The sequence below is a fragment of the Psychrobacter fjordensis genome, assembly GCF_904845995.1.
GTDB lineage: Bacteria > Pseudomonadota > Gammaproteobacteria > Pseudomonadales > Moraxellaceae > Psychrobacter > Psychrobacter fjordensis.
This window is the reverse complement of the sequence record NZ_CAJGYP010000002.1, coordinates 398,384-412,935: the sequence shown is the minus strand read 5'-3', so window position 1 is coordinate 412,935 and position 14,552 is coordinate 398,384. Positions and strand designations below refer to the sequence as shown.

General features: G+C 44.5%; 10 protein-coding genes. 2 read left to right on the top strand and 8 right to left on the bottom strand.

The window, feature by feature from the left end:
- Nucleotides 1-217 precede the first annotated feature (217 nt).
- Complete coding sequence (locus JMW61_RS10235) at nucleotides 218-976, top strand: IclR family transcriptional regulator (protein WP_110923752.1); 759 nt, start codon at nucleotides 218-220, stop codon at nucleotides 974-976.
- A gap of 137 nt (nucleotides 977-1,113) precedes the next feature.
- Here the strand turns inward: JMW61_RS10235 and mmsB are convergent, their stop codons facing one another.
- The 8 genes from mmsB to JMW61_RS10195 all read right to left on the bottom strand — a co-directional run bounded on the left by mmsB (nucleotide 1,114) and on the right by JMW61_RS10195 (nucleotide 13,201).
- Nucleotides 1,114-2,058: a 3-hydroxyisobutyrate dehydrogenase gene (gene mmsB / locus JMW61_RS10230; protein WP_201551001.1), complete on the bottom strand. Its 945-nt coding sequence runs from the start codon at nucleotides 2,056-2,058 to the stop codon at nucleotides 1,114-1,116.
- A gap of 124 nt (nucleotides 2,059-2,182) precedes the next feature.
- The gene (locus JMW61_RS10225; protein ID WP_201550999.1) at nucleotides 2,183-3,445 is read right to left on the bottom strand and encodes an enoyl-CoA hydratase/isomerase family protein; all 1,263 of its coding nucleotides are present in this window, start codon (nucleotides 3,443-3,445) and stop codon (nucleotides 2,183-2,185) included.
- 60 nt (nucleotides 3,446-3,505) lie between these two features.
- Nucleotides 3,506-4,288, bottom strand: a complete 783-nt coding sequence (locus JMW61_RS10220; RefSeq protein ID WP_201550997.1) for an enoyl-CoA hydratase — start codon at nucleotides 4,286-4,288, stop codon at nucleotides 3,506-3,508.
- 93 nt (nucleotides 4,289-4,381) lie between these two features.
- Nucleotides 4,382-5,542, bottom strand: a complete 1,161-nt coding sequence (locus JMW61_RS10215; RefSeq protein ID WP_201550995.1) for an acyl-CoA dehydrogenase family protein — start codon at nucleotides 5,540-5,542, stop codon at nucleotides 4,382-4,384.
- A gap of 187 nt (nucleotides 5,543-5,729) precedes the next feature.
- Nucleotides 5,730-7,214: a CoA-acylating methylmalonate-semialdehyde dehydrogenase gene (locus JMW61_RS10210; RefSeq protein ID WP_201550993.1), complete on the bottom strand. Its 1,485-nt coding sequence runs from the start codon at nucleotides 7,212-7,214 to the stop codon at nucleotides 5,730-5,732.
- A 410-nt stretch (nucleotides 7,215-7,624) separates the two neighbouring features.
- Complete coding sequence (locus tag JMW61_RS10205; protein WP_227687441.1) at nucleotides 7,625-9,685, bottom strand: propionate--CoA ligase; 2,061 nt, start codon at nucleotides 9,683-9,685, stop codon at nucleotides 7,625-7,627.
- Nucleotides 9,686-9,966: 281 nt separating this feature from the next.
- The gene (locus JMW61_RS10200) at nucleotides 9,967-11,637 is read right to left on the bottom strand and encodes a fatty acid--CoA ligase (RefSeq protein ID WP_201550991.1); all 1,671 of its coding nucleotides are present in this window, start codon (nucleotides 11,635-11,637) and stop codon (nucleotides 9,967-9,969) included.
- A 310-nt stretch (nucleotides 11,638-11,947) separates the two neighbouring features.
- Nucleotides 11,948-13,201 (bottom strand): MFS transporter, encoded by a 1,254-nt coding sequence (locus JMW61_RS10195; protein WP_265090118.1) that lies wholly within the window; start codon nucleotides 13,199-13,201, stop codon nucleotides 11,948-11,950.
- A 569-nt stretch (nucleotides 13,202-13,770) separates the two neighbouring features.
- On the opposite strand from JMW61_RS10195, the gene JMW61_RS10190 reads away from it, so the two are divergent.
- A complete protein-coding gene (locus tag JMW61_RS10190) occupies nucleotides 13,771-14,517 on the top strand; it encodes a hypothetical protein (RefSeq protein WP_197217459.1) in 747 nt (248 codons plus the stop codon).
- The last annotated feature ends 35 nt before the right edge of the window (nucleotides 14,518-14,552 follow it).

Genomic DNA, 14,552 nt, shown 5'->3' with positions numbered 1-14,552 from the left:
GCTTTAAATAGGTTTTTAGACACATTCATTAATCATACAATTGTTTCTATATAGTATGAGCAGATAGCGTACCTAAGACTTGTCTAAGCTCAATATTGTGCTAAATTAGAAGTAGTTAAGAGTATGGCAATAGCCTGCATATTCTCAACCACCTGTCTGATTGATTAAAACATTATGATATTTCCTGCTGTATTATTTTTATTATTGAGCCATCCATATGCCTAAAGTATCGTCGATTACCCGTGTGTTAGAGATTATCGAAGCTGTGTCTTATGCTTCAAAGCCTCTCTCTCCACTTGAGCTGTCACAGGAATTAGACATTCCTAAACCAACCATGCATAGATTGATCCAGAATTTGGTTGATGAGGGTTTTGTGACCGTCGATATTGGAGGTGGCATCATTCCTGGCAAACGAGTACGTAACTTGAGTGTTGAGCTGTGGCAGCAGCGCCAGTTCTTTAATGAACGACAAATGGTTTTGCACAAATTAGTAGAAGAGGTAAAAGAAACGTGCGGGATTGCTATTCCCTATTATATGGACATGCTCTATACCAACCGTGCACAGACCGCTCTACCGCTACAGATTTATCTGCCCGTAGGTGCCAAGTCACCAATGTGGTGTACCGCTACCGGTAAGCTGTATTTGAGTCAGTTATCTGCTACCAGTCGCAACAAGATACTGCAAAGTCTGCCACTAGATAAGTTCACCAAAAACACCATCACCGATATCGATGCGTTAAATAAAGAGCTGGATCATATTGCTGAAATGGGTGTGGGTATCGACAACGAAGAGTTTATCTCTGAAATGGTAGCCGTATCCGTACCGATACTTGATAAAAAGTCGCGCTATCTGGCCTCGCTATATATTCATGCGCCAACCGTACGCCTATCTTTGGACGAGCTACTAACACACGTGCCACGATTACAAGCAGCAGCACAAGATATCCAATCGCTAGTATATGAGCTACAAAGCTAAAGCAGCGACCGTTAAATGACTATCATTAAATGGCTATAATTGGATGTCTATAAAAAGGCCTGCACTAAGATATTAGCGCAGGCCTTTTTATATGGTTAAACACATCTTTCTAATGTCTCAATTACTTTCTCTTGGTGCTAAGAGAGTACCGAACTATCATGACGCGCCATGATGCTAGAAAAATCTCTATCACCATTTTCGACTGTATGCGCTTCATATAACTCTGCAGCCTTAGCACCCATCGGCGTATCAACGTTTGTATTCTGAGCGGTTTGCAAAGCCAGATTAAGGTCTTTTTGCATCAGCTTAGTCATAAAGCCACCTTGATAACCATTGCTCGATGGTACGTTCTCCATTACTTGCGGGTAAGGATTGTACACTTCTAATGTCCAGTTACGGCCTGAACTTTGTAGCATAATATCTGATAACACCTTGGGATCTAAGCCATTTTTGACGCCCAAATTAATCGCCTCTGCTGTCCCAGCCATAAGAATACCTAGCAGCATATTATTACAGATTTTTGCGACTTGTCCGGCACCATGCTCGCCAGCATGAAAGATGTTTTTGCCCATGACTGCCAGTATTGGTTCCGCTCTCGCAAACGCGTCAGTACTGCCGCCCACAATGAAAGTCAAACTGCCTGCAATAGCGCCGCCCGTACCACCGGAGACTGGCGCATCTAAGAACTCTATACCCAGCTTGCTTGCCGCCTCTGCCACGGTCCTTGCATCAGCCGCTGCGATAGTACTGCTGTCAATCACCAATGTGCCCTGTGGTAACTCTGCAAGCAAACCGTTGGTGCCATCTTCACCCAAATAGACAGAATGAACGTGCTTGCCAGCAGGCAACATACTAATGATGACTTGGGCATTGCTTACAGCAGCTTTAGGACTGTCTGCCACCCTAGCACCTGCTTGCTGTAAGCGCTGGGTCGCATCCTCAGACAAATCATAGACAGATAATGCATAACCTGCTTTTAACAAGTTCTCCGCCATTGGCGCGCCCATATTACCAAGCCCGATAAAAGCAATGTTTGGCTTCGCACTGCCACTATCAGCAGTATTTACATCCTGTGTATTCATCTCATCATTCCTTGATGGTTATATAGTCAGCATGACGCACGCTTGTGTTTCGTGTACGTCATGCCATTATGTCGTTCAGTGTGGTATGTCTAATTAATATAAATCAACTGGTTGATTTATATTGTTAGCGCACAAACTTATTGCCTGCTGCTTCAGTACCCAACCAACTGTCTAAAGGGTGCTCACCTGTCGCATAAGGGTTCAAAAAATGCTGTTGGATATATGCCTGCCCCTCTGCATTGAGACAATCGGCTAATGAACGCGACCATTGAGGGCTACGGTCTTTATCAATCAGTAGCGCACGTACGCCTTCTTTAAAGTCAGGATTGGCCGCACAATGTACCGCCACATTGGTTTCTAGATATAAAACTTGCTCTAACGACAGGTCAGCAACTTTGTGATAAAGCGCATAGGTCAAAGCGACGGTAACGGGACAACCATGTCGATAAGTAGCGACTGCTCGCTGCGCCCAACTGTCTGCTGCAAAGTCTGAATGTAACGTTGCTAATGCCTCATCACTTTGCAATATGGCATCGATATCTCCTAAGCCACCGCTGTTCATCAGCTGCTGAATAGGTTGCCAATATTTTGCTAAATTGCTGGCAGGTAACTCAGCAACTGATTGCGTAGCGAGTGCGTGGCTAACGATACTATGCGTACTATTGTTATCGCATTTGTCCTTACTGCTGGCAGCTGGTTGCCAATCGCTCTGTTTTAAACTTTGTATGACCGCATCATAGTCACTACTAGCGACGGCATACTCTGCTAGATTGGCCAATATCGCATCACTACCATTACACATCGCACCCGTTAACCCTAAAAACAGACCTGTTTTGGCAGGCATATTCTGCAAAAACCAACTGCCAGAGGCATCAGGGAATAGTCCGATAGTCACTTCTGGCATCGCAAAGCGGGTACGCTCAGTGACCAAACGATGGCTACAACCTGCCATCAATCCCATACCTCCGCCCATGATGATACCGTCACCCCAGAGTATTAATGGCTTGGCATAAAAATGCATCTGACGATAGAGGCTATATTCATAACTGAAGAACTCTGTCGCATAAGGGTTCGGTAACGGTGCATTGATCGACATACTGTCATACAGCTTACGAATATCACCACCCGCACAAAAAGCCTTATCGCCTGCGCCTTTTAATACCAGAGCGACTATCTGTGCATCACTTGCCCACGCATCTAGCTGCTGTGATAATAATTTGCACATATCAACACTCAGCGCATTGAGAGATTTGGGCGTATTGAGCGTCATGACGCCAATCAGATGACCACAATCTGTCGGTTCAGTATTGAACAATACTGACGCTTCTTGCTCTGTGCTTTCTGTGACTTTTTGATTATTATTCGTTGCGGTTATAGCTGCTGTCATAAAAGGTACCTGCAAAAATTAAAATGAGTAAAACGACTGTTAGGACATCTTACCTACAGCCTATTTATTTTGCCAATTCGGTTTGCGCTTCTCTAAAAACGCTTGCACGCCTTCGCGCTGATCGTTGGTATCGAACAACTTAACAAACGCTTCGCGCTCATGGATAAGGTTTTGTGCAGGCGGGGTATTTCTGGCGGCTTGGATAAGCGCTTTAGAATAGCTGACGGCAACAGGAGACTGCTTAGCCACTTTTTGCGCTAGTGCTTGCGCCACTTTTAATCCTTCTCCTTTGGCCACAACTTCCTCAACCAGTCCGATACGTAACGCTGTCTCTGCATCAACGCGCTCACCGCATAAAATCATACGTTTTGCCCAACCTTCGCCAACGAACCAAGGCAGATTCTGTGTGCCACCCGCGCATGGCAATAATCCCACACCGGTCTCTGGCAATGCCATTTGTGCATGCGCTTCTGCGATACGAACATCACAGGCCAACGCACACTCAAGTCCGCCGCCCATCGCATAGCCGTTGATGACGGCAATACTGACACCGCGATACGCTGATAGCGCCTCAAACGCTTCGCCAAAAGCAATTGCCATGCTGATTGCACGACCTTTATCGCCATCTGAAAAATTGTTTAAATCAGCACCAGCTGAAAAGAACTTCTCGCCATCACCATGAATAATCAAAGCATAAATATCATCATTGGCATTGAGGTCAGTCACCAGCTGTTTGAGTGCTGGCAGACTGTCCATCGTCCACGTATGGGCTGGTGGGTTATTCAATGTCACGGTAGCAGCATGACCATCAATCGATAACTTAAGATTGGTATAATCCGTCATAAATAATCCTTTATTTTATCTGAATCGGGTATGGTTAAATGGTTAGCCATTAGGGCGTGTCATCAATTAGATGGAGAATATGCCCTAATACAATTAACGCAATTGATCCAACGCATCGTCCTGTAATAACTGACGCGAGACAATTACTCGCATAATCTCATTGGTGCCTTCCAAAATCTGATGCACACGCAAATCTCGTACATGACGCTCAAGTGGATACTCATTTAGATAGCCATAACCACCGTGTAGCTGTAAGGCTTCATTGGCGACATCGAAGCACAGGTCAGTAGAGAGACGCTTTGCCATTGCGCAGTAGGTAGACGCTTGGACATCATTGTTATCGACTTTGCTCGCTGCTAGATAAAGCATTTGTCGCGCGCTAATGGTCTGGGTCAGCATATCCGCAAGTTTAAACTGTACCGATTGTAAATTAGCAATCTGGCTACCGAATTGGCTACGCTCTTGCACATAGTTGGTCGCCGTCTCTAATGCTGACTGCGCTGTACCAACAGCACAGATACCAATGTTGATACGACCACCATCTAAACCTTTCATCGCAATACGAAAGCCTTGACCTTCCTCACCGATTAAATTCTCTACTGGAACTTTCACATCTTTAAAGCTTATCGTGCGGGTTGGCTGTGCTTTCCAGCCCATTTTATGCTCGTTTTTACCATATTCGATACCAGCACTATTAGCATCTACCACAAAAGCCGAAATGCCCTTTGCGCCTGCGCTGCCTGTACGTGCCATGACGACTAACACATCGGTAGACCCTGCGCCTGAAATGAATGTTTTCTCTCCAGTTAGTACATAATGCTCGCCTTGCTTATCCGCTTTGGTACGCAGAGAAGCCGCATCGGAACCAGCATTGGGTTCCGTTAGGCAATAACTACCCAACCACTCTCCACTCACCATATTGGGTAAATATTTCTGACACAAAGCATCGCTACCATATTCACCTATCATCCAAGCAGTCATGTTATGAATACTCATATAAGCAGCAACGGCAGTATCACCCCATGCAAGCTCTTCAAACACCATGGCAGAGTCTAAGCGTGGTAATCCCAAACCATCATATTCTGGATTGGTATACAATCCTAAAAACCCAAGCTCGCCTGATTTTCTGATGACATCAACTGGGAAATGCGACGTGCGATCCCACTCTGCTGCGTGTGGCTTTAGCTCTTTTTGGGCAAACTGCCGAGCGGTTTGGCGGAAGGCAATTTGGTCGTCGGTCAATGAAAAATCCATGAGGTCATCCTTGTGCGTGCATAGCAAATATGGTGTAGAGAATTTTATAAATCGTCAGTCTAATATTGTTCATATAGTCTTGGCTATACAGTATAGCAGCGGCATAACGACAATCATAAGATCAGGCTTTGTTAAAATATGCCCTAAGCAGGATTATCGCTATACCGCAAACATGTCGAACGAGCGATTAAATTGAAATGGTGGTATTGACACCACGGCTTGCCTCATCATCAAACCATCGCGCAGTAACAGTTTTGGTTTGAGTATAGAACTGCACGGCTTGCTTGCCATAAGGACCGAGATCACCAAGCTTACTAGCACGTGAACCTGAGAATGAGAACATTGGTAGTGGCACAGGAATCGGTAAGTTAATGCCAATTTGACCGACTTGAATGTCTTGCTGGAATTTATGTGCGGCGGCACCTGACTGAGTAAATATCGCCGTGCCATTACCATGTGGATTGGCATTGAGCATCTCAATCGCTTCATCAAGGTCGGCGGCACGCATGATACACAATACTGGCCCAAAGATTTCCTGCTGGTAAATCTGCATGTCGCTTGTAACGTTATCAAAGATAGTCGGGCCGACAAAGTTACCTTTCTCATATCCTTCAACGGTAATGCCGCGACCATCTAGAATCAGACTGGCACCTTCTTCTACCCCAGTACCAATCAAATGCTCCACACGGGCTTTTGCGGCAGGAGAAATCAGCGGGCCTAGGTCTTTATCATGCTTACCTGCTGATACGATCAACCTTTCTGCTTTGGCTTTAATGTCATCAATCCACTCACCTGCAGTACCAACCAGTACCACCACTGACAGCGCCATACAACGCTGACCGGCAGCACCAAATGCTGCGCCTGCTAGCTGATTAAGCGTCTGTTCTTTATTAGCATCCGGTAAGATAACACCGTGATTTTTTGCACCCATCATGCACTGGGCACGCTTGCCAGATTGACTGGCACGCTCATAGACGTGTTTGCCAACAGCGGTAGAACCGACGAAAGAAACGGCTTTGATATCAGGGTGATCACAAATAGCATCGACGGTAGCTTTACCACCATGAACGACGTTTAGCACGCCTTCAGGTACGCCAGCTTCAATCGCTAGTTCAACCAAACGCATGGTGACCATCGGGTCTTGCTCAGACGGCTTAAGAATAAAGGTGTTACCCGTAGCAATCGCCATTGGGAACATCCATAGTGGAATCATTGCTGGGAAGTTAAATGGTGTGATACCTGCACACACACCTAGCGGCTGCCAGATGCTATAGGTATCAACGCCTGATGCGACGTTTTCAACAAAGTCACCAATCTGTAAGTTTGCAATACCTGCTGCATGCTCGACCACTTCTAAACCACGGAATACGTCACCGCGAGCATCTGCAATCGTTTTGCCTTGTTCAGTGGTCAAAATCCCTGCTAGCTCGTCCATATGCTCGCGTATCAAGGCTTGATACTTTAAGAAGATACGGGCACGTGTGGTGATAGGTGTTTTGCGCCACGTTTGAAAGGCGGTCTGGGCGGCAGCGACTGCTTGGTTAATTTCATCGTCGGTCGTTTGTGGAACTTTTGCGATGACTTCTTGTGTGGCGGGATCGGTGATATCAATCCATTCGCTGGTATTAGAATCGACGAATTGACCATTGATGAGCTGCTGAACGTGGTGCATAAGATATCCTTATCTTTTTTGCGAAACTACCATGTGACGGTATAATCAACCCTCTATAAATTGGATACAGTGTCAGCCTCGCTTAGTCTACTATTTGTAGTAACTTCACTCTGCTTCCTCATATCCAAATTATATTGAACAGACTATATTTTGTATTGATAAAAATTAAATATTCATCAATAACTACCAAACATGGATGATTCTAAAATGATTTATTATGTATCGTTATTGACTATAGCAATAAATCAATTTTAGGGTCAAGCGCTTTATTAAACTTTTATGTTAGGTTATATCCACCAGTAAATATTATGGAAATTTAAAACTAAAAAAGCCCATGATGATTCATGAGCTTTTTACAAAATCGAGTGTCGTTATTGGTCAGCAATCAATAAAGTCACATTCCGCATTGATTAATAATCTTTCATAGACTGTTTGATCGCATCAATCGCGGGTGGATTATCGAGTGTCGACATATCCCCTGTTTCCTTCCCTTCTGCTAATGCACGAATGGCACGGCGTAATATTTTTCCAGAGCGGGTCTTTGGCAACGCTTGCGGGAAATAAATGGCCGCGGGCCTTGCAATACCGCCAAGGGATTTGACCACGGCACCGATGATTTGCTGCTCAATACGGAACCGATTTTCAGTCGTTGCCACCTGCTCATGATCTCTCAGCACACAGAATGCAATAGGCAACTCCCCTTTTAACTGATCTTGAATACCTACAACCGCACACTCTGCCATCTCTGGATGCATGCTGATCGCCTCTTCAATCTCTTGCGTACCAATACGATGACCAGCGACATTAATCACATCGTCTGTGCGTCCTAAGATATAGAAATACCCATCCTCATCAGTTACGGCATAGTCAGACGTTGAGTATTGTTGTCCATCAAACAAGCCGAAATAGCTACTGATAAAGCGCTCGTCGTTACGCCATACGGTAGTGAGACAGCCTGGTGGTAATGGGGCACTAATCGCTAGCAATCCTTTTTCGCCCGCAGCACAAGGCTCGCCTGTTTCTTCATTGATAACTTGCGCATCATAGCCATACATTGGATAACCAGGCGATCCTTGCTTATGCGGTTTATGATTGAACTTTGGCGTATTACTTAGAATAGGCCAACCAGATTCTGTCTGCCAATAATGATCTAAAATAGGGACACCCAGATGCTTAGTTAGCCAATTGGCTGTGGATTCATCGAGCGGCTCACCTGCCAAAAAGAACGACTTAACGCTTGAGACATCGTAGCGTGTCATCCAAGCTTCATCTTGTTTTTTGAGCATGCGCACACCCGTCGGTGCGGTGAATAAGATATTGACCTTATTGGCCTCGACAATCCGCCACCAAATACCTGGATTTGGGCGATGTGGTAATCCTTCATACATGACACTGGTCATGCCAGCTAATAGTGGCGCATAGATCGTATAAGAGTGTCCAACGGCCCAGCCAATATCAGATATCGCCCAAAACGTTTCACCTGCCTTACCGTCATAAATATAATCCATCGATGTTGTCAGCGCTACGGCATGACCGCCCGTATCGCGTTGCACGCCTTTTGGCGTACCCGTCGTTCCTGAAGTATAGAGAAGATACGATGGCGTATTGGACTCAAGCCAAACAGGCTCAACAATCGCGTTGGCTTCACAACTAACACGGCGCTCAGTCGCATAGTCCACATCGATCTCTTGTGGTACAAATGGCAATACGCCTCGGTTGACGACCAACACATGCTCCGGCTTTGTCGTTGCTTTCTCAACCCCTTGATTGACGAGGCTTTTATAGTTAATGACCTTACCACCGCGCAAACCTGCATCCACCGTGATGACCATTTTAGCTTCGGCATCATCCATACGGATCGCCAAGTTATGTGCAGCAAACCCACCAAACACGACCGAATGCACCGCACCGATACGAGCACAGGCCAACATGGCGTAAGCCGCTTCCAGAATCATCGGCATATAAATAATGACGCGATCGCCCTTGCCGATACCATGACGTTGCAATACATCCGCAAAATAATTGACTTCTTTATACAAGTCATTGTACGTCAAACGGCGCTTGGTATAGTCTGTATAAAACTCGACGTTGTTGCCTAGGTCTTTAAACGAATCAACGACGGCGGGGAATGTTTCGATCAGTTCTTGGTTAATCTCTGATGACAACCAAATGAATGCGTCTTGCTCTGCACGCTCTTCGAGGTGGCGATCCACACAGTTATAACAAAGATTGGTCTCACCGCCAACGAACCACTTAGCGAAAGGCAAATTACTGTCATCGAGGATTTGCTCAGGCTCTTTATGCCAGTAGATACGCTTGGCTTGCTCAGCCCAAAACTGCTCGCGATTATTAATGGAGTCGTGATAGATATCAGCAAAATTCTGAGTGGTATCGGATGGCGCTTGAGAGTTTTGAATAGAAACGTGATTGCTGCTTTGATTAGTACTTTTATTGGTGGCTTGCTCGCTCATAATGGCTGTCCTTAGCGTAAACGATGAGTAATAAGATACTACTTTATAATATAATACCATTCACAAAAATTAGAGTCGCAAGAAAAACGAGTGCAAGTACTACCTGTCGTAGACTAAACAAGTTTGACACCGCTAATCCTACTTTTTGGAAATTGCTATAAGCTCTTATTGTATATTCTCATAATACAATACTGGCTATCCTTGCCAAAACTAAAAAACCGATACATTACGTATCGGTTTAAAATGTAGCAGAGCTAATGATAAAGGTCAACTACATAAAATTATACTTCGGTCTGATCAGCATACATCTTACGCATGACTTTTTTATCATGTTTGCCAACGGAGGTTTTTGGCAGATCATCCACAAACTTAAACTGACTGGGCACGCCATACTTAGGAATCATACCTCGCTCTACCGCTTTTTCAGCAATGGCTTTGATATCATCCACATTCGTATCTTGCGCATCAGGTTTTAGAACTATCAAGGCCAATGGACGCTCACCCCACTGTTTATCACGAACACCAATGACTGATACATCCGCCACGGCTGGATGCAGTGATAAAATGGTCTCAATCTCCAATGATGATATCCACTCACCACCTGATTTGATCACATCTTTTAGACGGTCGGTAATACCAATGCAACCATCAGGACGTATGTAAGCGATATCTTGGGTATGCATGTAGCCATTTTCCCATAGCTCCTTACCCGCATCCTCATTTTTCAAGTAGCTTTGGGTCAGCCAAGGCGCTCGCAATACTAACTCGCCTGTATTTTCTTTACCGGTACCAACCGATTTATTATCTGTACCCCACACTTGAGCATCGACCATCAGCACAGGCTTACCAGTCATACAACGGCGTGCGATATCTTCATCATCAGACATCTCAGGCTCGTTGAGACTAAACTCGGTCAAGCTAATAAGCGGCGCGGTCTCTGACATGCCATAACCAGTATAAACTTCGATACCTTGGCTCATGGCTACTTTTGCCAAACCTTCTGTCAATCGTGAACCACCAATGATCATTTTTAGACCGTTAAAGCTCGCACCGCGATCCTGTGCTTCTTTGAGCACCATTTGTAAAATTGTTGGTACGCAGTGAGTGATACTGACTTTTTCATTAATAATCAAATCAAGCAAACTATCAGGGGCATAGCGTCCTGGATAGACTTGTTTTAGACCTACCATCGTCGCGGTAAACGGAAAACCCCACGCATGGACATGGAACATCGGCGTCATCGGCATATAAACATCACCATAGCTAACACCCTGCTTATCAGGGAGCATACCTAAGGTCGCGGCTTCTGCCAAACTGTGCAATACCAATTGACGATGGCTAAAGAACACGCCCTTTGGATCGCCTGTCGTCCCTGACGTATAAAAAGTCGTCGCAATGGTATTTTCATCAAAGTCAGGAAACTCAAACTCGCTATTGGCGGCTTCTAATAATGTCTCATACTCACCTTTCACGCGATTTTGACTACCACCAAAAACGCCTTCATACGACACCCCATCATCATCGAGCCAAATGATGTGCTCAATACTGGAGTTCTCAAACTGATAGTCTTTAACCAACGGCGCAAACTCAGAGTTCAGCATCAGCACTTTAGGCTTGGCATGATTGATGGTATAGAGAATTTTATCTGGTGACAGGCGAATATTAACGGTTTGCAAAATATACTCTGACATTGGCACCGCAAAGTACGACTCCAAATAACGATGACTGTCCCAATCCATCACTGCCACCACATCACCAGCATCAAGCTTTAAATCAGCTAAAACGTTGGCCAAGCGATTGATACGGCTAAACAGCTCTTTATAAGTAAAGCGTTTTTTATCTGCATAAACGATTTCTTGATCTAGCGATACCGTCTTGGCACGGTTTAATAGTTGCTTTACCAATAGTGGATAATCGTAAGCGGACGGTGCACTATTATAAATATTTGACATAAAATTGACTTCCTTGTTGATCAGAGATAAAGCGTTAACGACTCGCATTCTAAAAGAATTTTAACAAATTATATTTTTATGAGCAGCCATTACTGTTGCTCCATTTTTACTAATAGTATTTAAAAAACGCCATCATCGATAGTAAGAAAAAACCCATACTATGTAAAGTATACACGCATAAACACTATGACACTGAGCGTTCGTTTATTCTGGTTTCACGCCTTATCACGTTATGTTAGCGAGCCTATAGATTAGTAGCCCTTAGATTGGTAGACTTTAGATTAACATCACTTAATTATTAGCCTTTATATTAAGCGGCACGTGATTTGGTCTTTACCATACCAAAACTGGCAACGAGCAATGCTAAAACCTGTACAAACACTAGCAACCATACCGTTAGCGACCACTGCCCACGCGCATAGACGATGCCGCACAGCCATGCCCCTAAAGTCCCACCCGTATAATAGCCCAGATAATATAAACCCGATGCGAGTGAGCGGCCTTTCTTCACATTGACCGCGATATAGCTAATGGTCGCCGCTTGGGTAACGAACACACCTGAGGACATGATAGCAAGTCCTACCACCACACCCCATAATGGCGTCACGAGTGTCAACAACACGCCTATCATAGAGATAAAAATAGCAACTCGAACGGTACGTGCTGACCCAAATCGACGTAACAGGTTGGTCGATAACGGTGTAATAACGACCCCTATCAGATAGACCGCAAAAATATTGGCCAGTGCACCCGTACTCAGCTCATAAGGCGTATTGGCCAGATGTAGGTTAATAAAGGTAAAACAGCCCACTAGCGAGAATAACACACACGCCCCAAGCAGACAGGCTGTCACGACATAACGGTTGGTCAAATGCTCTCCAAGCGTCTGTATCGCTGCTCGAAAGTTAGGATTGGCCACAAATTGCTGTGATGATGGTAGCATTTTTCCGACCCACATCGCGCCGACCAGCGTCATCCCTGCCATCACATAATACCCTGCACGCCAGCCAACGATCTCATGCAAATGCCCGAGCAAAAACCGACCAAGGAACCCGCCTAATACACAGCCTGACACATAGAATGACATCAGATCCGTCACTGCTCGCCCTTCAAACTCCTCACCGATATAAGCAATCGTCACGACCGTAATACCTGGCACTGACAATCCTTGCATGAATCGCCATAACCCTAGCCAACCAATACTCGGACTCTGTGCGATTAACGCCGTTGGTATCGCCAAAAACAACAGCGCCCCAACGATAAAGGGCTTACGCCCCACTGCATCAGAGAGCATACCCAAAAATGGCGACATAATAGCAATCGCCATTATCGTCGCGCCAACGATCATACCTGCTTGTACTTCGGTCGCTGAAAAGTCCACCATTAATACAGGTAGCACGGCTTGAATAGAGTACACCTGCAAAAAAGCAAACATACCAATCAAGCCAATCGTGAGCTTTAGCACCCACGATGGTGAACTGGTTTGAGGAGATAACAATGGGGCCTTATTTTGAGTCTGACTGACAGTATTATTCACAAGGATGCTAACTATATTAGGCGTCATGTGGCTGACGTGAGTGATAGAATTAAAATAGAGTCAATTCATTATAAACAGGTTACAGCGTCAACTTCGCTTGAGGGATGACATCTACCTCTGCGCTTGGTTGCTTTGTACCACAATTAAATTGAATTAACCCTATAAACGTCAGCAATGATAATTGCTTTAGGTTTGTAACGACAAGCACATTATGGTATCACAGCCAATCATACGTGCTGATATCAAAATCTAATACAAACAAAAAACGCCATTAATAACAACGTTAGGACATGTCCTCAATTCAAACGACATTCATCTAACTGGGCTAAAAATGTCTAAATTTTGCCAAACATCGTCAAATAGTTAGTCAATATCTCGATATTATCTACACTATTTTCTCGTTTGACGGCAATTTATCTCATTTTTATCTCCATTTTTGAAATCAGGACACACCCTAATCAAAGTTTCACCTTTGTAACAGACTTTGAGTGAGCAAATTGCCATAATCATAAAGCGCTATATAAAGTAGCTGTATAAAATAGCTATATAAAAATAATCTTATAAATTTAAAAATTAATCATTTAAGGAAGCAATTGATGAGCGATAAAATTCATAATTTAGGATCGGGTTTTTGGAACATACGCGGATCATTTCGCATTGGTGGTGTACTAAATATCGGTACGCAATGCTCACTAATAAAGCTAGCATCAGGACGCTTTATCTTCTTGGACAGTTATGCCTTAACAGGTGACGTTCGAGACGAAGTGATGGCATTGACCAATAATGGGGAAAATGTCGAGGCTGTACTGAACGTACATCCATTCCACACGGTACATTGTGCACAGATGGCAAAAGACTTCCCAAAAGCAACCTTTTACGGCAGTAGCCGACATCATAAAAAAATATCAGAAGTACAATGGGCAGATGATTTGGTCGAGAGTGATGCGGTCGCTGAACGCTATCCTGAGCTTAAGTTCTCTATGTCAGAAGGCGTCTACTATATATCGCCTAATGAGATGATTCATGCCGGTTCATTATTGGCCTATCATCCTGCCAGCAAAAGCTTGCACGTCGATGATACCTTTATGAGTCCGCCAACAAAGTTACTAGAGGCGATATTGCCTGAGCTGATACTACATCCTACGACCAAAAAAGCATTGAAAAACGAACCCAGTGCTGGCAAGGAATATTGTGACTGGGCTACCAATCTCGCCCATGAATGGCGTGACACTCAGAACTTTTGCGCGGCGCATTCATATTTGGTCCAGTTTAAAGAAGGCCAGTTTGAAAAAGCACTACTAAAAGCGATTAACAAAGCCCGTCCTAAGTTAGAAAATGCTTAGCTTCTCACAGTTAAAAGTTGAAAAACAGGCTAGAT